The following is a 21642-nucleotide window of genomic DNA, read 5'->3' on the forward strand; positions in this document are numbered from 1 at the left end:
CGACCTACGAATTTATGGAACCGCAATGGTTTCAAAATAAGAAAAGGAGATGGACGAAATGGGATTAGTAACAACTAAGGACATGTTTGCGAAAGCATACAACGGCGGATACGCTATCGGAGCTTTCAACGTAAACAACATGGAAATCGTACAGGGTATCACCGAAGCGGCAGGCGAGCTGAAGAGCCCGGTTATCCTTCAGGTATCCAAAGGAGCACGCGCTTACGCTAACCACACCTACCTTGTAAAACTGGTAGAGGCAGCGGTTGAAGAGAACCCGGATATTCCGATCGCTCTGCATCTGGATCACGGCGACAGCTTTGAGCTTTGCAAGAGCTGTATCGACGGCGGATTCACTTCCGTTATGATCGACGCATCCTCCAAATCTTTTGAGGATAACATCGCGCTCACAAAGCAGGTTGTTGAGTACGCTCACGCACATGGCGTAGTAGTTGAGGCTGAGCTTGGTACTCTGGCAGGCGTTGAGGATGAGGTTGTTGTAGAGTCTGGTCACGAGAGCTATACACGTCCGGAAGAGGTAGAGGAGTTTGTTTCCAGAACAGGCTGCGACTCTCTGGCGATCGCTATTGGTACAAGCCACGGCGCATATAAATTCAAAGCGTCCCAGTGCACACGCAACGAGGACGGCATCCTTGTTCCGCCGCCACTGCGTTTCGACGTTCTTGAAGAGTGCATCAAGCGTCTTCCGGGCTTCCCGATCGTACTGCACGGTTCCTCTTCCGTTCCGCAGGAATTTGTAAAGATGGTAAACGAGTACGGCGGAAATATGCCGGATGCTATCGGTATTCCGGAAGCAGAGCTTCGTCATGCGGCAGAGCTTGCTGTCTGCAAGATCAACATCGACTCCGATATCCGTCTTGCTATGACAGGAAACATCCGCAAGTACTTCGCAGAGCATCCGGATCACTTCGATCCGCGCCAGTATCTGAAACCGGCTCGTCAGGCGGTAAAGGATATGGTTGCTCACAAGATCCAGTATGTACTTGGAAGCGCAGGCAAGGCTTAAAAAGAGGTTTGCGAATAACGTCGGGCAGAGGTTTCTCTGCCCGATTTTACTATGAAAGCCCTGTCTTATAAGGCTTGTCTCATAAGTTTTGAAAGGAATGGACGAATGGACAAAGAAGAACGCAGAAAATACTGGCTGCGGATCGGCGCGGGATTTTCGATCCTCGCGCTGGCGATAGCATTTTATTTTTGTATTTTCCGTTTCAACTATCTGGTAAGCGCGCTGCATACTGTAAAAGGGATTCTGATGCCGTTCATTTACGGCGGCGTGATGGCGTATGCGCTGCGCATGCCGTGCAATTTTTTTGAAAAGCATCTGACGAAGCTTTTTCCGAAAAAGATAAAAAAATGGGCGCCGGCAGCGGCAATCGTTCTGAGCTTTCTGAGCGCGGTTCTGGTAATTTATCTGCTGCTCAGCATGGTCATTCCGCAGATGGTTGTCAGCATTTCCGGCATTATCGCAGATCTGCCGAAGGCGGTGGAGGACGCTTCCGTCTGGCTGGAAAAGACGCTGGAGGATAACGAGGTACTGAAAACCTATGCGGACACGGCGATCGCGAGCATCACCCAGAAGCTGCAGGCATGGGCGAGGGGAGATCTGCTCCCGACGCTGCAGAGCGTGATGAGCGGCTTTACCAGCACGGTTTCGCAGGTGGTGGGCACACTGGTAAATTTAGGGATCGGGATTGTGGTGTGCGTCTATCTTCTGCAGTCGCGTAAGCTTTTTGCACGCCAGTCAAAGCTGGTATTGTACGGCTTTGTCAGACCGGTATGGGCGGACCGCATCATGGAAGAAATTAATTATGCGGACCGGATGTTTGTCGGATTTTTCAGCGGAAAAATTCTTGACAGCGCGATCATCGGGCTGCTCTGCTATATATTCTCGCTGATCTTCGGCTTCCCGAACGCGATGCTGGTGAGCGTCATTGTGGGCGTCACAAACATCATCCCCTACTTCGGACCGTATATCGGAGCCGTGCCGTCCGCACTGCTGATCCTGATGAGCGATCCCGTCAAATGCGTGTGGTTCGTTGTTTTTATCATCATTCTCCAGCAGTTTGACGGAAACATCCTGGGACCGCACCTCTTGGCAAACAGCACCGGGCTTTCCGGCTTCTGGGTACTGTTTTCCATCACCGTGTTCGGCGGGCTTTTCGGATTTGTCGGCATTTTGATCGGCGTGCCGGTGTTCGCCGTTATCTACGATATCGTGAAAAAGCTGGTGCTGTATGGGCTGAAGAAGCACGGGAAAATGGATATGCTGAAAAATACATAAAAGTGCATAAAAAGGAGCTTCCCACTGTGTGTAGAGAAGCTCTTTTTTATGCACTTTTTTACAGCTCCTGAATTTTTACTGCAGCCTTCCTCTGACGTGTGCGGAAGTCTCCCTGCGGGAGAAGGACGGCTGATAAACGAAATAGTAACATACGATATTCAGCCCCAGCGCGGTGATCACGTCGATGACTGTGTGCTGTTTAAGGAACATCGTTGCCGCTATGATCGCGATGCAAAGAAGCAGCGAGCAGTGTACCACCCACGGGTGCTTTTCGCGCAGCGTGGGACTTCCGGCCACTGCGATATGGACAGCTACGGAGTTGAACACGTGTATACTCGGCAGCACGTTGGTCGGCGTGTCGATCGACCACAGAAAGCGCACCATGTCCATGAAAATATTGTCGCGGTGCAGATAAGTGGGACGCAGCGTGTGACCGTTCGGATATACGAGCGACACGATCAGAAACAGCGTCATGCCGATACCGAGGTTTGTGATCAGCGCCCAATACTGACTGCGGTCTTTTTCTGCCAGTGCAAACCAGAGCACTCCGGCAGCTATATAGAAAAACCACAGAAAATATGGGACAATAAAATATTCACAGAATGGAATCAGACGATCCCATTTGGATACCAGCAGATGCATGTTGTGAACCGGTCTGTTTTCCACATAGGTAAATACCGCCAGATAAAACAACAGATAAAGAACGACCGGTGCCAGATGACGATATCTGTCCCACAGCTTTTTTACGGATTTTGATGTCATATAAATCTCCCCATTTTTTATAAAACACATCCATTGCTTACGTGACTCGTTATAGCACGTTTTTGTTGAGAAAACAATAGGGCGGCTGTGATTTTAAGAAAAAATTTAGCCTTATTTATATTTTATAAAGTTTTCATTCAGAGAGAACTGTGCTATACTGAAAAATAGCAGAGGAGGGTCTGATTATGAAAAAATGGACTAGAAAAGGAGCTGCGATGTTTTTGGCGGCATCCATGCTGTTTACAAATCATATAGCTCTGGCGGAGGAGCTTCAGGATGCACCGGCGGAGCAGGCGGCAGCAGCGGAAGCGCAGACGGAAGTACTGACCGAGGCACCGACGGAAGCGCCGACCGAGGCGCCAACCGAAGCACCAACGGAAGCACCGACCGAGGCACCAACGGAAGCGCCGACCGAGGCACCAACGGAAGCGCCGACCGAGGCACCAACGGAAGCGCCAACGGAAGCGCCGACCGAGGCACCGACGGAAGCGCCGACTGAGGCACCGACGGAAGCGCCGACAGAGGCACAGACCGAGGCAACGTCGAAAACGCCGGAGCAGGAGCAGACGGAAGAAGAAACGGAAAAAGAGACGAAAACAAACGGAGAGTATACGTGGAAGAAGGACGGCGTGTCCGCAAAAGTGAAGGTGCCGGAGAGCATCACGCTCCCGGAGGATGCCGAGCTTGAGATGGAGCTTGTAAAAACAGAAGACAGCTCTTATGAAAAAGACGTTGCGCTGGTAGAAAAGACGGTAAAGGATACTTTCTTCGGGGAATACCGGATTTATGATCTTCACTTTGAAACGTCGGCAGGAGAGAAGATCAGCCTGAAGGAATTTGAAGATGCGTCCGGGCGTTTACCGGATGCGATCGAGGTGGAGCTTACCTTTGAAAGTCCGCTTTTTTCGGGAACGGATTTCCAGACGGAGAAGGTTCAGCTTTTCCATATCCGGGAGATGACGGGGGAGGAGAAGGCAGCGCCGGCCGAAGCATCTGTAGGGATAGACGGACAGAAGGCCGTTCTTCTGGATGCGGATATGACATACACTCCGGCGCAGGACGGGCTGCATTCCGTGAAATTTAAGACGGACGGTTTTTCGGATTTCGTCTTTGCGGCGACTGCACAGGAACCGGAGACCGAGACGGAAACACAGACAGAAACTGAGACGGAAACACAGACAGAAACCGAAACGGAGACGCAGGCGGGAACCGGAACCGAAACGGAGACAGAAACGCAGACGGAAACTGAGACGGAAACTGAGACGGAAACGGCTCCCGCGACGGAGCCGGCTGAGAAAGAGACGAACAGCATTCCGAAGGCTCTGGCGCCGGTGAAAAAAACAGCATCGACAGAAGAAGAACCGCAAAATACGGAAGATACGAGCAGCTGGCTGACGATCAGCCTGCAGCACAGCGGAGAAACTGCGAATGCGGGGAACGCACAGTATGCGGTGACTGTCACAGGCAGGAACAGTAAGAGCTTCGACGGCGTAACGGTGCTGGATGAAAAGGATGCACCGATGCCGAAGAACTCCTATACGATAAAAGAGAACACACTGACAGTCACGGGTAAGGCCGGGCTGAAGGTGAAGCTTGTGGGGCTTGCCGCCGGGACCTATACGGTGGATGCAGGCGGAAACCATTTCGTGGAGAGCGGCGGTGCGCTTACGCTTGATCTGGCGAAAGAATATACTTCGGTTTACCAGACAAACGGAGCAAATAAGGACGGCACAGTATCGGGACCGCAGATCACAGAAAATGGTCCGGTTTCCATTGAGATCGGAGAGCCATCGACGGATGAAAAAATTCTGTATAATCAGAATGTTGTCATTACCAATGTTTACACGGTCGTAAAGGCAAAGCTGACGGATAAGGGAGAGGGCAGGCTGCTGGACGGCGGTTCCTTCCGGCTGACTTTTTCGCAGAACCAGAAGACCTGGAGCAAGGATTATGCTCTTTCGAAGGGCGAGATCACGGTAAAGGGACTTCCGATCGGGCTGGACGGACAGCTCACCTCCGGGGAATACCGCTGGACGGAGCTTGCGGTTCCGGCCGGTTATGTGGCGATGGCGGAGACGCCGAAAGCTATAAAACTGGCAAAACCGGGCACTGAAAAACCGAACGCGCACACGGGTACGGCGGAGTTTGCAACACAGCCGACGCAGGTGCAGATGCTTGCAAAGGATACTTCAACGGGAAAAGATTTTTCGAAAGACAGCGTGGAAATGACTGTTGCGGAAAAAGGCGGTACGGAAAACGTCTGGAGCGGCAAAAACGGCGCGGTGCTTACCGGAAAGCTGGAAGCGGGCAAAACCTATACGTTAAAGCAGACGACGCGCCGCAGAGGGTATATTATATCCACGGCCAGCGTGGATTTTACCGTGGCAAACAGCAGTAAGCTGCAGAGCGCGTCTACGGGCAATAAACCGACGGTAGTGCAGGCAGGCGCAGTGCTTGCGTCAAATACCGGCAGATATCTGGCGGGCGCGGCGCTGGAAATCCGCGACAGCAGCGGCAAGACGCTGAAGAGCTGGACGAGCGGTTCTGCAGCCGAGGTGATTACCGGAGAGCTTGAGCCGGGAAGCTATACGCTGGTGCAGACAAGATATCCGAACGGTCATTACGCAAAGACGACGCAGACGAATTTCACGGTAGATGAAAAGAATGGAACGGCGAGCGCGGCGATCACGAACGTGACGACTAAGATCTCCATTTCCAGAAAGGCATTTGACAGCGTTGCGAAGGATGCGAGCGGCAAAGACCTGCGCTATATGCTTGCAGGCGCAAGACTGCAGATCCTGGATTCCGCAGGGAATGTGGTGGATGAGTGGACGAGTACGCAGAGCGCTTATCTGTGCGAGGGCAAGCTGAATGTCGGCGAGGTGTACACGCTGGCAGAGGTGAGTACGCCGGACGGCTACGAGCCGGGCAACAGGGGCACCTTTTCTACGGAAGTCGGAAAGAGCGTGGGCAGCACGACGATCAAGATCAGCGACGATGGAAAGATCACGCCGAGCGTTACGATGCAGACCGGAAGGACGCGCGGAAAGATCCGTGTGGCAAAGCGTGTTTCCTATAAGGGAACTGCGATCAAGACAAACGGTACCTTCTACTTTGCGCTGTTTACGGATGCAGCGAAAACACAGCGGTTTGCGGACGCAGGCGTGAAAGCGGTGACGCTGACGCAGTCCGACATTTATGCAACCGTTGACTTTGACGGACTTCCGGCAGGTACCTACTACGCGGGTGAGACGGATGCGAACGGCAACCTGCTCTCCGCAAGCGGAAATTCACAGAAATTTAGTATTACCTATTCTGTCGGCGAACAGATTCGCCTGAACGCAGGCGGAAGCGCGATCGCGGAGGTGGTAAACAACTTCGCTTCGGCTCCGGAAAATGGCTATTCCGTTGTTTCGCAGGATGAGCTGAAGCAGTCCTACGAGCAGGAATATGCCGGATACGGCGGTTCACAGGCAGCCGCGGCAGAACTGGCAGCTGGCGCGAATGGCACGCCTGTGCAGACCGGCGACACGACGGCGATCATCCCGTATGTGATAGCGGTGCTTGCTGCGCTTATCATTCTGATAGCTGCGGTATTCTTCAGAAAAAAGAAGAAATAAACGCGGGTGAATAGAAAAAATGCCCGGAGCATATGCTGTAAAAAAGCATGGCTCCGGGTAATTTTATGAAAGTATTGATGTTTCTCTCAGCATGTTCGATTCCGCTGGTTATTTTTGTCATCGTGGGATACGGACTTCTTATGAGAAAAAATGTGTATGAGATTTTTGTGAAGGGAGCAGCCGAGGGACTGAAAACAGTTGCGGCGATCTTGCCGACGCTGGTCGGACTGATGGCTGCAGTTGGCATTTTGCGCGCTTCCGGATTCCTCGATCTGTTTTCTGATATTTGCGGGAGGGCTGTCGCATTTTTCGGTTTTCCGCCGGAGCTGGTGCCGCTGTCAATTATCCGCATGTTTTCTTCGAGCGCGGCTACGGGGCTTGCGCTGGATATCTTTAAAGAGTATGGCCCGGATTCAAGGATGGGGCTGATTACCTCTATTATGATGAGCTGTACGGAAACGGTTTTTTATACGATGAGCGTTTACTTTATGACTGCAAAGGTAAAGAAAACACGATATACGCTGACCGGAGCGCTGCTTGCTTCTTTTTCAGGGATCGCTGCCAGTATTTTTCTGGCCGATTTACTGTAAATGGACACAGAACGGCGATACAGGCGTGAGAAAATCCTATTTGCGAGGCGAATTTTAAATGGATTTGCGAATGTTACTGTGAACGACGTGAACAGTAACAAAAGTGTCGGCTGTGCGCGAAAAAACACGGTGTTTCCTTTGACAAGCAGGATATGTTATGCTAAAATTGTTACAACTATGTGAATTATATTACCAAAGGGGAAGAACATATAAATAAGAGGTGCATGAAAGTGGACAAATTTGAATACCAGGCAAAGTTAGAAGAGATCAATAAATTAGTAGAAAAAGAGAATTACGAGGAAGCTGCAAAGATTGCAGATACGATAGAATGGAAACGTGTGCGCAGTGTACGTACATTGTGCCTGATCAGTGAGATATATGAGGCGGTTGGAAGAGCGGAGGACAGCAAGGCGATCCTGTACCGCGCCTATCGTCGTTCGCCGGGAAGCAGACAGATTCTTTACCGACTTACAGAAGCATGCGTACAGACGCAGGAATTTGACGATGCAGTGGAGTATTACACAGAGTATGTGAATCTTTCCCCGAACGATAACAGCAAATATATTCTGAAATATGAGATCTATAAGGGACGCGGCTCATCGCTGGAGGAGCAGATCGCGGTTCTGGAGGAGTTAAAGAGCAGAGAGTACACGGAGCAGTGGGCGTATGAGCTTGCAAGGCTGTACGACGAAGCCGGGATGGTCGACAAGTGCGTGGCGGAGTGCGACGACCTTGCACTCTGGTTCCACAATGGAAAATACGTGGTGGCGGCTCTGGAGCTGAAAAAGAAATATGTGCCGCTCACACCGGAGCAGCAAACTGTTTATGATAATCCGAGCGAGATCGTTGACATGGAGACGAAGGAACAGGTAGTGGATAAAGCGGTGCCGACGTTGGATGAGGTTATCACGAAAGAGCTGCCGAAATCAGAGAAGGATGCGATCGCGGACAGCATTATCATGGATACGGAAAGGCAGATCGCAGCGGCGGTGCAGGCTCCTGTGATGCCGCAGATTCCGGAGGAGCCGGAAGAAAAAGCGCCGGAGATCAGGATGCCGGAACTGAGAATGCCGGTGAACGATATCAACACGATCGATCTGCAGAGCGAGCTCGCAAACAGTATGCGCGAGATTTTATCGGGTATCCGCCCGGCATCGTCCACCGATGAGCTGGAGAGTGCACCCACACTGGTGCAGCCGGCAGCCGCAGAGGCAGCGGCGGCGGAGGAAGAAGAGCTTCCGAAGCATGTAAGTATTGATGATATTCTGACAGGTACCGCGGTACAAACGGATGAGCAGAGCGCGCAGCCGGAAAACGTGCCGCCACAGCAGGAAAAGCCGGCGGTTCGGACCGTTGTAGATACGGCGGCAGGGCAGCAGGCGGGCGAGGGCGTGCAGCCGGTAGTCCGTACAGTTGTGGAAACACCCGTACAGGCGCAAAAGGCAGATCCGATGACAGCGCCGACGATTGATATATCTAGGAAGATCCGACAGGAGATCGGGGATACGCCGATTCGCGCATATGCGGCGGCAGCTCAGAGAACTGAGGCACGGCAGAGTCAGGAGACAGGATCGCAGGCATCACCTGCGATGGAGATAAAGAGCGCGGAGCGTCAGGCATCACCTGCAATGGAGTCAAAGACTTCGGAGCGTCAGGCGGCACCTGCAATGGAGATAAAGAGCGCGGAGCGTCAGGCGGCACCTGCGATGGAGCCAAAGAGCGCGGAGCGTCAGGCAGTACCTGCAATGGAGCCAAAGACTTCGGAGCGTCAGGCAGTACCTGCAATGGAGCCAAAGAGCGCGGAGCCGCAGGCTGTGTCTGCACCGGAGCAGCAGAAACCAGAAACATTTGAGCAGCCGGCGGTTTCTCCGGAAGATTATACGAGAGACGGGCTTGACGAGAAAGAAAAAGCTATGCTCGGTTTCTGGTCGCAGATCAGCGGCATGAATGAGCAGATCAACGACGCAGTGACGCAGATCATGCGCGGTGTGATCGCAAATAAAACCTCTTCCAGCGGAAATGTTGTGCTGGTGGGCGATGCCGGAAACGGCAGAACAACGCTGGCAATTTCTCTTGCAAAGATCATCAGCCGCTGCAAAGGTCAGACAAGCGTGAAGGTTGCCAAAATCTACGCGGAAGACCTCAATAAGAAGGATATCGCGGCAACCGTCAATAAAATGGCGGGCGGCGTTCTGATCATTGAGGAAGCGGGAGATTTAAGTGATGAGGCAGTGTCTCAGATGACCATGGCGATGGACTTTAAGACAGACAGCCTGGTGGTTGTTCTGGAGGATGAGCAGCGCTACCTGCAGGATCTGCTGGCGCGCAATGCGGCATTTGCAGAAAAATTCAACGTGACGATAAATGTTCCGATGCTGACGAACGACGAGCTGGTAGATTTCGGCGAGTTTTATGCGCTGGAAAACGGATGCTCTCTGGATGTGTCCGCTGTGGATGCACTGTATGAGTGCATTGGCGCGATGCAGTCGCCGGAACAGCCGGTGGCGGTTCTGGACGTCAAGGAGATCATGGACAAGGCGATCAAAAATGCCAACCGTTTCGGCGTCGGCAAGCTGACCTCCAGCATTTCCGGCAAGCGCTACGACGAGAACGACCGCGTCATTCTGAAAGGAAAGAATTTCAAAAAAATCAAATAAAAAGGCAGAGAAGATCCATGTATCGCAGTGCTGTGGTACATGGATTTTTTATGCTTGACAAAGAGTATACCGTTCGGTATACTGTAGGCAGAAGTCATATATATTATGACAGAAAAGGACATACCTTTTCGGACGAAATGTCCGTGTATGAGCAGCATCTGAGTGACGGTATAAATTGGAAGGTATGATATGGAGAACAGAGAACGGATTTTAGCGTGCGCTCTTGACCTGTTTTATCAGAGGGGGTACGATGCGGTCGGCATCCAGGAAATCTGTCAGCGGGCAGGTGTGACGAAGCCGACGATGTATCATTATTTTGGAAGTAAATATGGGCTGCTGGAAACGCTGCTTGCGCAGAAGCTTGGCGGTTTTTTGGAGATGCTTTCCCACGCGGCGCATTACCGCGTAAGCGTGGAGCAGTCGCTTTACGATTTTGCGTCGGTGATTTTAGACTGCGCCGGTGCAAATTACCGGGCATATCTGCTGATGATGTCCCTCTCCTACTCCGCACGGGAGAATGAAACCTATCAGGCGGTGAAGCCGTATATCAACCGTATCCATCAGCTTGCTGTGCAGCTTTTTGATGAGGCGGCGCCGGTTCTTGGAAACATGAACGGCAGGCAGGAGCAGTTTGCGCTTGGGTTTCTCGGACTTTTTAATCACTACATTCTGTTCATGGGAAATCAGAAGGCTCCGGAGCTCGGCATAACAGTGACCGAGGAGACGAAGCGCGGTCTGATCCACCAGTTTATGCACGGCATTAATTCGTGATGCAAGGTATCGAAAAGTCATAAAATGGCATTATAAACAGTAAACATCACCTGGAGGTTATGACTGAAATGAGTAAATGGTATGAAGAGGCGGTTTTTTATCATATGTATCCGCTTGGAATGACGGGCGCGCCCAAATACAACACACAGGAGGAGGTAACGCACCGCTTTGACGAGCTGGAGGATTGGCTGCCGCATCTGCAGGATATCGGCTGTACGGCAATCTACATCGGTCCGCTGTTCGAATCGACGTCCCATGGATATGATACCAGGGATTACCGGTTGGTGGACAGACGCCTCGGAGACAATGAGGATTTTAAGCAGTTTGTTCAGAAGGCGCACGACCTTGGTATCCGTGTTGTGGTGGACGGTGTGTTCAACCATACGGGAAGAGAGTTTTTTGCATTTAAGGATATCCAGCAGAACCGTGAGCGTTCTCCGTACTGCAGTTGGTACAAGGGCATCAACTTTGGCTGGAATACGCACTATAACGACGGCTTTGGTTACGAGGCCTGGCGAAACTGCTTTGAGCTTGTCAATCTGAATCTTTACGAGCGGGCGGTGAAGGACTATCTTTTTGACGTTATCCGTTTCTGGATCCATGAGTTTGACATCGACGGCATCCGGCTGGACTGCGCGGACTGCCTGGACTTTGATTTTATGAAGGAAATGCGCTGGATGACGGCGCAGGAGAAGGAAGATTTCTGGCTGATGGGCGAGGTCATCCACGGCGATTATGCGCGCTGGGCGAATGATGACGTGCTGCATTCCGTCACGAATTACGAGCTTCACAAGGGGCTGTATTCCGGGCACAACGACCACAATTATTTTGAGATCGCGCACACCATCCGGCGTGAATTTGACGAGAACGGCGGCATTTACCGCGGGAGAAAGCTGTATTCCTTTGTGGATAATCACGACGTGGACCGCATTATGTCGAAGCTGAATAATAAAGAGCATATTTTTTCCGTATACACCTTGCTGTATACGCTTCCGGGGATTCCTTCCATTTATTATGGAAGTGAATTTGGCGTCGAGGGAAAAAAGGAAGGACCGAACGACGACCCGATGCGTCCGCGGCTGCTGGTAGGGGAATGTCTGGAAAACAACCGGCACCCGGAGCTGACCGAATATATACGGATGCTTGGAAAGCTCAGAAAGGACAATGAGGTCCTTGCGGATGGAAAATATCGCGAGCTGTCTCTGACCACACGCCAGTACGCGTATGCGAGGATCCTTGGCGAGCGGGCGGTGATCGTTGCCGCGAACAACGACGACGCGCCTGCGTGGATGGAGGTTTCGATACCGGTCGGAGCGGATAAGGTGACGGATTTCCTTACCGGGGAGGAAAAAGCGGTGGAAAACGGAAGGGTACGCACGGAAGTGCAGCCTGGCAGAGCAGTGATCTATGTGACGAAATAGTCACTATTATATAAAAGGGCAGGGAGAATATTATGGGAACAGCGAAAGAAAAAGAAGAAAATCAGTTCGATATCCGTATTGGCGAGCTTGACCAATATCTGTTCGGGCAGGGAACGCATTACGATATCTACAAAAAACTCGGCGCGCATCCGACGGTGATCGACGGAAAAAAAGGCGTACATTTTGCAGTGTGGGCGCCGCATGCGGCGAAGGTTCATCTGACGGGAGAATTCTGCGACTGGGTTGAGGATCCGGCGTATGAAATGAAGCGCCTGGAGCCGCTTGGAATCTACGAATTATTTGTGGAAGGCATACAGGTGGGAACGCAGTACAAATACCTGATCTGCACGCACGACGGACGGAGACTTTACAAGGCGGATCCGTTTGGAAATCATGCGGAGCTGCGTCCGGGTACGGCGTCGAAGGTGGCGGATATCTTCAATATAAAGTGGAGTGATAACACGTGGGTGGAGAAGCGCGAAAAGCAGGATATTGATGCGATGCCGATGTCGATCTACGAGGTGCATCCGGGTTCCTGGATGAAGCATGCGCCGACGGATGAAAACCCGGAGGGCTTTTACAACTACCGTGAGTTTGCACATCATATCACAGACTATGTGAAGGATATGGGCTACACGCATGTGGAGCTGATGGGCATTGCCGAGCATCCGTTTGACGGTTCCTGGGGCTACCAGGTGACGGGCTATTATGCGCCGACGGCGCGTTACGGCACCCCGGAGGACTTTGCGTACATGGTAGATTATCTGCACAAAAACGGAATTGGCATTATTCTGGACTGGGTACCGGCGCACTTTCCGAAGGACGCGTGCGGTCTTGCCGAGTTCGACGGGCAGCCGCTGTTTGAATACGCGGATCCGAGAAAGGGCGATCACCCGGACTGGGGCACCAAAGTATTTGATTTTGGGAAAAATGAGGTGCGCAATTTCTTAATTGCAAACGCGCTTTACTGGGTGGAGCATTTCCACGTCGACGGTCTGCGCGTAGACGCTGTGGCTTCTATGCTGTATCTGGATTACGGACGCTCTGATGGACAGTGGGTGCCGAATAAATACGGAGAAAACAAAAATCTGGAGGCGATCGAGTTTTTCCGTCATCTGAACAGCATCGTCCGCAGAAGAAATCCGGGCGTAATGATGATCGCTGAGGAATCGACGGCGTGGCCGCAGGTGACAGGCGAGCCAAAGGACGGCGGTCTTGGCTTCAGCCTGAAATGGAATATGGGCTGGATGCATGATTTTCTTGATTATATGAAGCTCGACCCGTATTTCAGAAGCTATAACCACAACAAGATGACATTCTCCATGACCTATGCGTTCTCGGAGAAGTTCATTCTGGTATTGTCTCATGATGAGGTAGTGCATCTGAAATGTTCCATGATCAATAAGATGCCTGGTCTTTACGACGACAAATTTGCAAACCTGCGGGCAGGCTATGCGTATATGTTTGCGCATCCGGGCAAAAAGCTGCTCTTTATGGGGCAGGAGTTCGCACAGTTCCAGGAGTGGAGCGAGGCGCGGGAGCTTGACTGGTACCTGCTCGGCGAGGAAAAGCACTGCCAGTTGAAGGAGTACGTAAAAGAGCTTCTTCATCTGTACAAAGGCGATCCGGCAATGTATACGCTGGATCAGTCGTGGGAAGGTTTCGAGTGGATCAACGCGAACGATTCCAGCAGAAGTATTTTCAGTTTTATCCGTCACTCGGCGGACAGAAAGAGCAACCTGCTGTTTGTGATCAACTTCACACCGGTGGCAAGAGACGATTACCAGGTGGGGGTTCCGCAGTCCGGAAGCTATAAGCTTGTCCTGAACAGCGACGAGGAGCGCTTCGGCGGAACCGGGCAGGAGCAGCCTGCGACCTTTAAGGCAGTGAAGGGCGAGAGCGACGGACAGCCGTATCATCTGGAGTACAAGCTGCCGCCTTACGGCGTTGCGGTATTTAAATATGCAGAGCGCAAACCGGCAGCAAAGAAAGCGACGGCAGAGAAAACTGCAGCAAGCAAGCCGGCGGAAAAGAAAACGGCGGCGAAGAAAACCACAGAAAGCAAACCGGCGGAAAAGAAAACGGCGGCGAAGAAAACCGCAGAAAGCAAACCGGCGGAAAAGAAAACGGCGGTGAAGAAAACCGCAGAAGGCAAACCGGCGGAAAAAAAGACGGCGGGACGTAAGCCGCGCGTGAAGAAGGAAAAGTAAATCTGGAAAAATCGTTACTGTTCACGTCGTTCACAGTAACATTCGCAAATCCATTTAAAATTCGCTCCGCGAATGGGATTTGCTCACACCTGTATCACTTTCTTACGGACTTTGCAGTGAATGCAAAGTCCTGACCTGAACAGTAACGAAAAATCTGCTATTGTCTGTGGCAGACATATGACATGAAAACGATATTCTGGCATATACTTATGAAAACGGAAACGTGGAGTAAGTACGTGTCAGAATATCGTCGTTTTATATCGTATATTTATGAATATCAGAGGGGAAGAAAACAGAATAACTGCGGTTACGCGAAGGTGGAGATCCGCAGCGGCGTGTTCCGGCTGCGCCTGCATCTTCAGCCGGTCGGGACGGACAAAGGGGAGCTGCAGGTTTATGGCTTTGTGAGAAAGCCGGGGCATATTTACGGCATCCTGCTTGGCAGCGTGGAAATGAAAAATCATGCATACGATTTCCAGGCAGTCAGCCAGGCGGCAGGTATTGGCGGCTCGGCGTACCCTGCCGGGGAGCTTCGGGGAATCTGGCTGAGGGGCAATGGGGAAAATTACATAACCATCTGGGATGACGAGCCGGTGGAGGTGGATCAGTTTACCGACCGGGAGCTTGAGGAGAGCGTGGGCGGGGCGGAACCACACGCAGGCAGTACCCTGGCAGGTACGGAAGAAATGCGCGCTGGCGGCGCTTTGACAGGCGCGGAAAGGGTGCAGGTGGATGACGCTTTGGAAAACGCGGAAAAAACACAGGCGGATGATGCTTTGGTGAATATGGAAAAAACGCAGACGGATGGTGCTTTGGCGAATGTGGAAAAAACGCAGACGGATGGTGCTTTGGCGAATGTGGAAAAAGCCCGGGCAGGTGACGCTTTGATGGATGAGGAGATGCAGGAAAATGATACTCCGGCGGGCGGGGACGCGCGGCGGCAGGAAAGCGGCGAGGGCATACATGCGCAGAGCGTAGCGGGAACAGTGCCGGAGCGGGCGGCCTGGCCGGGAAGCCTTGCCGGGCGCTGGAACAATTTTTTGCAGCATTATCCGCAGATCCGGCCGTTTGCAGATGAGGAAATCACGCAGTGCATCAGCATCGCGCCCAAGGATCTTTCCTTTCTGCCGCGCGAGGAATGGCAGTTTGGGAAAAATCCTTTTCTGAGGCAGGCTTTCGCGCAGTATCATCATCTGATGCTGGGCTGTCACGCGAGCGGACGTTTTGTACTTGCGGTGCCGGGAAGCTTCCGGAATATGCAGGAGAAGCATCTTGCGAGGATGTCCGGCTTTCCTTATTATAAAGAGGCGGCATGGATGGCGGCAGCGGATCACCTGGGGACAGCGGATCACCCGGAGGCAGCAGATCAACTGGGGGCGGCGGAAGAGAGCTTGTGGGCGGCAAGCACCGGAAGCATGGAACCGGAGGGGTACTGGTATCATTTTTTAAATGAAGGTTGTTTGCGGCGATAAACGATAGATGATGAGATCCGATATAAAATTAATTTATTTTCTGTGCAACAAAACACCGCAAATCAGACACTATATATACGTAAAGGTAATCCATTGGGCATCCCGTAGCTCAGATGCTTCACATGGGTTAATATTTCGAATTCGAAAAGGGATACCACACAAAAAGAGGAAAGCTTATGGATCAACAGATAAAATTAGTAAAACAGGCAAAAAGAGGGGATACACACGCATTTGCGGAGCTGTACCGCGGCGTGTACCAGGAGCTGTTTCGTTTTGCGCTCTACACGCTGAAAAACAGTCATGACGCGGAGGATGCGGTCAGTGATACGGTGGCGGATGCATGGGCGCAGATCAGTTCTTTGAAGAAAGAAGAATCATTTAAGGCGTGGATTTTTAAAATCCTTTCCAACAAATGCCGCCGCTGTCTGAAGCTGTATACGGAAAAGACAGAAGAGCTGCCGGAGGATCTGTGTGAAGAAAAAGGGGACGCAGATGAGCAGCTGGATGTAAGGGCGGCGTTTGCGCGCCTTGCAGACGAGGAGCGATTGATTTTGTCCATGAATATTTTTGGCGGCTACAGCAGCCGGGAGATCGGCGAGGCGCTGCAGATGAATGACAGTACCGTGCGCTCCAGACAGAAGCGGGCGCTGGAAAAAATGGAAGCCTGGTTAGCATAACGAGGAGGGGAACATGATGGATGAAAAAAATTTAATGGAACAGATCAGACGATCGGCGGAGAAGGTCGATGTGCCGGAGACGCTCCGCCCGGAAAACATGCAGAAAAAGCTGGAGGACGGAGGAAAGAAGGGGCCAGATAAAAGGAAGCTGCTTACTTTTTCGCAGAAATGTCAGATCGCACTTGCGGAGGCGGCAGTTATCGCGCTGGTATTTTTTGCCGGTCGCAATGTCGGCGTCACGGAGGGACGGCTGACGGACAGCGGGCAGCCGGGGATGACCGCCGCATCTCTGCAGGAGTCGGAAACAGGCACGGAAGCGGCGCGGGCGACAGAAAGTGATGCCGGAGCCGCCGCAGAAAACGCAGACGCACAGGATGCCGGAGCCGCCGCAGAAAATGTAGACGCACAGGATACCGGAGCCGTCGCAGGAAACACAGACGCACAGGATACCGGAGCCGCCGCAGAAAACGCAGACGCACAGGATACCGGAGCTGCCGCAGTACAGATGAAGAGCGCAGAAAACGAAAGCGCTGCAGTGCAGGAAGACTCCGCAGGAAACGAAAGCATTGCAGTGCAGGAAGACTCCGCAGAAAACGAAAGCGCTGCAGTGCAGGAAGACTCTGCAGAAAACGAAAGCGCCGCGGTACAGGAAAACTCCGCCGGAGACGTCGCTCCGCAGGAGGGCATCGCTCCGGTTGAGAGCGAGGAAGTCCTCTATAACCGGCTCAGAGAATACCAGAGTACGGGAAATGCTTCCTATGCGAAGATGGATATTGCATATGCGACGCAGGAAATGGCAGTGGAGGATTCGGTGGCTATGAACAGCATGGCATCCGCCGCGGATACGGGGACGGGAGCGGACTTTTCACAGACGAATCTGCGGGAGCTGGGCGTCGACGAGGGCGACATTGTAAAGACAGACGGGAAGTATATTTATATAATGAAACGAAACAGTTCGGTGAAGATCATCAGCGCCAATGGGGAGCAGATGGAGCTGATTCAGACGATCGAACCGGAATCTCTTGATGAATCTGTGCGCGATATGTATATCAGCGGAAATATTCTGAATCTTGTGACGAGCGGCACGAAAAGCAGCATGAAGGAAGATGCATCAGATGTCTATTACACAGAGTATTATGATTACGCAAAAGTAGTCACCTATGATATTTCAAACCCGGAAAACCCAATATTGACCGGAAGCGTGGAGCAGGAGGGCTATTATCACAGCAGCAGGAAGGTGGGGGATTATGTATATCTTTTCACGCAGTTCCAGCCGGTGATCGGTGACACGCAGGAGGACAGCGGTATCATGCCGCTGGTAGATGGTGCGCGCATGGAAGCGGCGGACATTTATGTGCCGGACGAGCTGCGCAGTACTAGCTACCTGGTGATCGGTTCCGTGAATGTGAATCAGCCGTCGGAAATGATGGCGCATAAGGCGGTCGTGTCCGGTGCAGAGCAGTTTTATGTGAGCGGGCAGAGCATCTACATCTGCTGCCGGGAGTGGAGAGAAGGCACCGGCGATGTCACAAAGATCATGAAGTTTTCCTATGAAAACGGGGATATACGCGGGATCGGCGTTGCCGAGCTGCAGGGTTATCTGAACGATACATTTTCTCTCGATGAGTATGACAGTTATCTGCGCGTGGTGGCGACCGACTGGAACAGCGGTGATGAAATCAACGCCCTGTACATCTACAATGCACAAATGGAGCTGGTGGGCAAAATTGCTGATATCGCTCCGGGAGAGACGATCCGTTCCGCAAGATTTTTTGGAGATACCGGATACTTTGTGACTTTTAAGCAGACTGACCCGCTGTTTTCGGTAGATTTGTCGGATCCCGAAAACCCGCAGATCATTGGAGCGCTGAAAGTGACGGGCTTTTCGTCCTACCTGCATTTTTACGGGGAGGACAGGCTTCTCGGCATCGGGTACGAGGCGGATGAAGACACCGGAGCGACGACGGGGATTAAGCTGTCCATGTTTGACATCTCAGATCCTTCCAATGTGACAGAGATTAGCCGCTATGTGATCAAGGGCGCCAGCTACTGCGCGGGGTTTGACAACTATAAAGCGATTCTGGTCAACCCGGAAAAAAATCTGCTTGGCTTTGTATGCGACGATAATTACCTGGTATTTTCCTATGATGAGGAAAAGGGCTTTGAGAACCTTCTTACCTACAATCTCTCCCAGGGGGAACGCCAGCAGTCTTACTGGTATGCATACGACGACGTGCGCGGGCTTTATATCAATGACAGCTTCTACATTGCCGCGTCAGATATCATTCGCGCGTTCGATATAACAGAATCGTTCGGGCAGAAAGCGAAACTGGAATTTTAAAGTGTGCAAAGGTATTGAAAATGCAGGTCGAAAAGTGTTATACTCCAGGTAAAAATGCAGGGAGGTCAACACAATGGCAGAAGAAACAAAAGTAACAGAAACACTCACACAGGCGCAGGCGGCTGAGGAAGCGGCAGTGGAAACTGTGCAGACGATGGAAGAGCCGGCAGCGGAAAAAGCGGAAACGGAAGCTGTACAGGCGCCGGAAGTGCCGGCAGCGGAGGCAGAAGCAGCGCCGGAAGCGCCTGTGGAGAGCATGGCGGATTACGAGGCGGAGCTGAATGCTTCTCTCAAACAGATTCATGAGGGGGATGTGCTTACCGGTACGGTAATCGGCGTGACAGACACGGAGGTTACTCTGGATCTGAAATACTACACAGAGGGCGTGATCCGCATTGAGGACTTTACCGACGATCCCAATTTCAACGTAAAGGAAGAGGTCCATATCGGAGACGAAATTTCCGCGACGGTTGTACGAAGAGACGGCGGACAGGGACAGATCATGCTGTCACGCAAGGAAGCGAACGATGTGCTTGCATGGGACAGGCTGCAGACGCTCATGGAAAAGCAGACGATCATCAAGACAAAGGTAGCAGGTGTGGTAAAAGCAGGCGTAGTTGTGTATGTGGAAGGAATCCGCGGATTTGTTCCGGCATCGAAGCTGTCGCTGAACTATGTGGAGAATCTGGAAGAATGGCTTGGAAAGGATGTTGAGCTGCGCGTCATCAATGTGGACGAGGAGGACAAAAAGCTGGTGCTTTCCGCAAGGGAAATCCTTCGCGAGCGCGAGGCTGAGGAGAAAAAGGCGAGAATCTCCAACGTCGAGGTGGGTCTTGTGACAGAGGGGACGGTAGAATCCCTCCAGCCTTACGGTGCGTTTATCAATCTCGGCAACGGGCTGAGCGGTCTGGTGCATGTATCGCAGATCTCCGAAAAGCGCATCAAGTCTCCGGCGGCAGTGCTGAAGGTGGGCGATACGGTAAGAGTAAAGGTCATTGCAGTGAAGGACGGCAAGCTGAGCCTCAGCATGAAAGCGCTGCAGGATGTTGCAGCAGAGGAAATCCAGGAGGAAACCATCGAACTGCCGCAGTCTGAGTCTGTTTCCACAAATCTCGGTTCCTTATTTGCAAAGCTGAAATTGTAAAAAACGCAGGAATGTTCGCCGGACAAAGACACTTGTGTGCGCAAGTTGTACATTTGCGAAAAACAATAACTGTAAAAAACGACAAAAAGCAGGAGATATAAAGAAAAAATTTGGAGGAAATTACAATAAATTTATGATGCGTTCATAATTTGTTCATATATGCTTGCTACAATATAGACAGTTAAAAAACCACTCCGATTAATAGATAAATTTTTTCATAATTGCCTCCGGTGTACCAGACGCCGGGGGCACTCCTCATTTTAGGGCATCTCTTTGGCAGGGACTTCGGGGAGACTTATCTCGTAAGAGGCAAGCGGCAAAGCGGGTTTTGTGCCAATTACTAATTTTGCATTGTCTTATAAGACAGAAAGAGTTATATATGTATGATGAGGTAACAGTGGATCTGCGATGCGATAAAAGTGCCGGCTAGTCAGATCTTTTCGGTTGGGTGCTTGGATTTGGCAGCAGGGTGCAGATACTTGCTCCGCCGGAAGGCAAAGAGCAATATAGGCAAATGATTCTGAAAGCAATGGAAGATGCTGCAGATGAATAATAAAAAGGAGCAAAGTATTATGGAGAATAAACTGCAAAATGTCGGGCAGAATAGCATTATGGATAATTTTGTTAAAACAGACGACATCTTAAAAGATATGTGCGGGATTATTGAATCCTCACAAAAGGCGGCATATCAAGCGGTTAATACCGCGCTTGTTCAAAGAAACTGGATGATCGGATACCGGATCGCAGAGGAAGACTTTGGCGGGGAAGAACGCTCTGTTTATGGGCTTGAGATTATAAAAAAACTTTCAAAAAATTTGACGAAACGGTATGGCAAGGGATACGACAGAAGTAATCTCTACCATTGTCTGCGCTTTTACAAGAATTTCCCTGAAATTGTCGACACAGTGTGTAGACAATCCGGGAAACTGCTATCGTGGTCACACTATAGAGCATTATTACAGGTTGGAGATAAAACTGCCCGTGACTGGTACGAAAAAGAAGCCATCGAACAGACTTGGAGTGTCCGCACTTTGCAACGAAATATTTCTTCACAGTATTATTACCGTATGCTTCAGACACAGAAACAGGAACTTGTAGAAAAAGAGATGAGGGAAGTGACCGCCGAATACCAAAACGACAAATTGGAGTTCATTAAGAATCCCGTTGTTGCTGAATTCCTGGGGCTGGCTTCTAATACGGACTTTACGGAAAGTGATCTTGAAAAAAGTATTTTGACAAATTTGCAAAAGTTTTTAATGGAGCTTGGCAAAGGGTATGCGTTTGTTGCAAGACAGCAGCGTATTCATACTGAGAAACAAGACTACTTCATCGATCTTGTGTTTTACAATTATATTCTCAAATGTTTTGTCCTGATAGATTTGAAAACACAGAAAATCACACATCAGGATGTCGGTCAGATGGATATGTATATCCGTATGTATGATGAACGGAAGCGCAGTGAGGGCGATAACCCGACGATTGGTATTGTCCTTTGTTCTGATACAGATGAAGATATTGCAAGATATTCAGTGCTTCATGGAAATGAGCAGTTATTTGCCTCCAAATATAAGCTGTATCTGCCTACGGAGGAGGAACTGAGGGCAGAGATTGAAACACAAAAAGCAATGTTCCTGTTACAGCAAAAAGAGAAAGAAACCGATATTGAGGAATGATC

General features: G+C 51.1%; 14 protein-coding genes. 13 read left to right on the forward strand and 1 reads right to left on the reverse strand.

Going from position 1 to position 21642, the window contains the following annotated elements; translation table 11 throughout:
- Positions 1-58: 58 nt before the first annotated feature.
- The gene (gene fba, locus ACLU9Q_RS05935) at positions 59-1027 is read left to right on the forward strand and encodes a class II fructose-1,6-bisphosphate aldolase (RefSeq protein ID WP_412624734.1); all 969 of its coding nucleotides are present in this window, start codon (positions 59-61) and stop codon (positions 1025-1027) included.
- Between the two features lie 105 nt (positions 1028-1132).
- Positions 1133-2302: an AI-2E family transporter gene (locus ACLU9Q_RS05940; protein WP_412624736.1), complete on the forward strand. Its 1170-nt coding sequence runs from the start codon at positions 1133-1135 to the stop codon at positions 2300-2302.
- Positions 2303-2377: 75 nt separating this feature from the next.
- Here the strand turns inward: ACLU9Q_RS05940 and ACLU9Q_RS05945 are convergent, their stop codons facing one another.
- Complete coding sequence (locus ACLU9Q_RS05945) at positions 2378-3064, reverse strand: phosphoesterase (protein ID WP_412624737.1); 687 nt, start codon at positions 3062-3064, stop codon at positions 2378-2380.
- A gap of 185 nt (positions 3065-3249) precedes the next feature.
- Between ACLU9Q_RS05945 and ACLU9Q_RS05950 the strand changes: the two genes are divergently transcribed.
- The 11 genes from ACLU9Q_RS05950 (at position 3250) to ACLU9Q_RS06000 (ending at position 21640) form a co-directional block, all read left to right on the forward strand.
- On the forward strand, positions 3250-6684 hold the full coding sequence (locus ACLU9Q_RS05950; protein WP_412624738.1) for a SpaA isopeptide-forming pilin-related protein: 3435 nt from the start codon (positions 3250-3252) through the stop codon (positions 6682-6684).
- 65 nt (positions 6685-6749) lie between these two features.
- Positions 6750-7274, forward strand: a complete 525-nt coding sequence (locus ACLU9Q_RS05955) for a spore maturation protein (protein ID WP_412624739.1) — start codon at positions 6750-6752, stop codon at positions 7272-7274.
- A gap of 230 nt (positions 7275-7504) precedes the next feature.
- Positions 7505-9931 carry a hypothetical protein gene (locus tag ACLU9Q_RS05960; RefSeq protein ID WP_412624740.1) on the forward strand — a complete coding sequence of 809 codons (2427 nt, stop codon included), beginning with the start codon at positions 7505-7507 and terminating at the stop codon, positions 9929-9931.
- Positions 9932-10120: 189 nt separating this feature from the next.
- Positions 10121-10702, forward strand: a complete 582-nt coding sequence (locus ACLU9Q_RS05965; RefSeq protein ID WP_412624742.1) for a TetR/AcrR family transcriptional regulator — start codon at positions 10121-10123, stop codon at positions 10700-10702.
- A 68-nt stretch (positions 10703-10770) separates the two neighbouring features.
- Positions 10771-12123 carry an alpha-amylase family glycosyl hydrolase gene (locus ACLU9Q_RS05970; RefSeq protein WP_412624743.1) on the forward strand — a complete coding sequence of 451 codons (1353 nt, stop codon included), beginning with the start codon at positions 10771-10773 and terminating at the stop codon, positions 12121-12123.
- 32 nt (positions 12124-12155) lie between these two features.
- Complete coding sequence (gene glgB, locus ACLU9Q_RS05975; protein ID WP_412624744.1) at positions 12156-14333, forward strand: 1,4-alpha-glucan branching protein GlgB; 2178 nt, start codon at positions 12156-12158, stop codon at positions 14331-14333.
- 182 nt (positions 14334-14515) lie between these two features.
- Positions 14516-15805 carry a hypothetical protein gene (locus ACLU9Q_RS05980; protein ID WP_412624745.1) on the forward strand — a complete coding sequence of 430 codons (1290 nt, stop codon included), beginning with the start codon at positions 14516-14518 and terminating at the stop codon, positions 15803-15805.
- 176 nt (positions 15806-15981) lie between these two features.
- Complete coding sequence (locus ACLU9Q_RS05985) at positions 15982-16482, forward strand: RNA polymerase sigma factor (protein WP_412624747.1); 501 nt, start codon at positions 15982-15984, stop codon at positions 16480-16482.
- Positions 16483-16495: 13 nt separating this feature from the next.
- On the forward strand, positions 16496-18823 hold the full coding sequence (locus ACLU9Q_RS05990; protein ID WP_412624748.1) for a beta-propeller domain-containing protein: 2328 nt from the start codon (positions 16496-16498) through the stop codon (positions 18821-18823).
- Between the two features lie 73 nt (positions 18824-18896).
- The gene (locus tag ACLU9Q_RS05995) at positions 18897-19967 is read left to right on the forward strand and encodes a S1 RNA-binding domain-containing protein (protein WP_412624750.1); all 1071 of its coding nucleotides are present in this window, start codon (positions 18897-18899) and stop codon (positions 19965-19967) included.
- A gap of 572 nt (positions 19968-20539) precedes the next feature.
- Positions 20540-21640 (forward strand): PDDEXK nuclease domain-containing protein, encoded by a 1101-nt coding sequence (locus ACLU9Q_RS06000; RefSeq protein ID WP_412624751.1) that lies wholly within the window; start codon positions 20540-20542, stop codon positions 21638-21640.
- Positions 21641-21642 lie beyond the last annotated feature (2 nt).

This window comes from Marvinbryantia sp., assembly GCF_047017445.1.
GTDB lineage: Bacteria > Bacillota > Clostridia > Lachnospirales > Lachnospiraceae > Marvinbryantia.

What these genes read in the sequence shown, in the direction of transcription:
- fba (WP_412624734.1), top strand. Translation starts at nt 59, where the DNA reads ATGGGATTAGTAACAACTAAGGACATGTTTGCGAAAGCATACAACGGC.
- ACLU9Q_RS05940 (WP_412624736.1), top strand. Translation starts at nt 1,133, where the DNA reads ATGGACAAAGAAGAACGCAGAAAATACTGGCTGCGGATCGGCGCGGGA.
- ACLU9Q_RS05945 (WP_412624737.1), bottom strand. Translation starts at nt 3,064, where the DNA reads ATGACATCAAAATCCGTAAAAAAGCTGTGGGACAGATATCGTCATCTG.
- ACLU9Q_RS05950 (WP_412624738.1), top strand. Translation starts at nt 3,250, where the DNA reads ATGAAAAAATGGACTAGAAAAGGAGCTGCGATGTTTTTGGCGGCATCC.
- ACLU9Q_RS05955 (WP_412624739.1), top strand. Translation starts at nt 6,750, where the DNA reads ATGAAAGTATTGATGTTTCTCTCAGCATGTTCGATTCCGCTGGTTATT.
- ACLU9Q_RS05965 (WP_412624742.1), top strand. Translation starts at nt 10,121, where the DNA reads ATGGAGAACAGAGAACGGATTTTAGCGTGCGCTCTTGACCTGTTTTAT.
- ACLU9Q_RS05970 (WP_412624743.1), top strand. Translation starts at nt 10,771, where the DNA reads ATGAGTAAATGGTATGAAGAGGCGGTTTTTTATCATATGTATCCGCTT.
- glgB (WP_412624744.1), top strand. Translation starts at nt 12,156, where the DNA reads ATGGGAACAGCGAAAGAAAAAGAAGAAAATCAGTTCGATATCCGTATT.
- ACLU9Q_RS05980 (WP_412624745.1), top strand. Translation starts at nt 14,516, where the DNA reads ATGAAAACGATATTCTGGCATATACTTATGAAAACGGAAACGTGGAGT.
- ACLU9Q_RS05985 (WP_412624747.1), top strand. Translation starts at nt 15,982, where the DNA reads ATGGATCAACAGATAAAATTAGTAAAACAGGCAAAAAGAGGGGATACA.
- ACLU9Q_RS05990 (WP_412624748.1), top strand. Translation starts at nt 16,496, where the DNA reads ATGATGGATGAAAAAAATTTAATGGAACAGATCAGACGATCGGCGGAG.
- ACLU9Q_RS05995 (WP_412624750.1), top strand. Translation starts at nt 18,897, where the DNA reads ATGGCAGAAGAAACAAAAGTAACAGAAACACTCACACAGGCGCAGGCG.
- ACLU9Q_RS06000 (WP_412624751.1), top strand. Translation starts at nt 20,540, where the DNA reads ATGGAGAATAAACTGCAAAATGTCGGGCAGAATAGCATTATGGATAAT.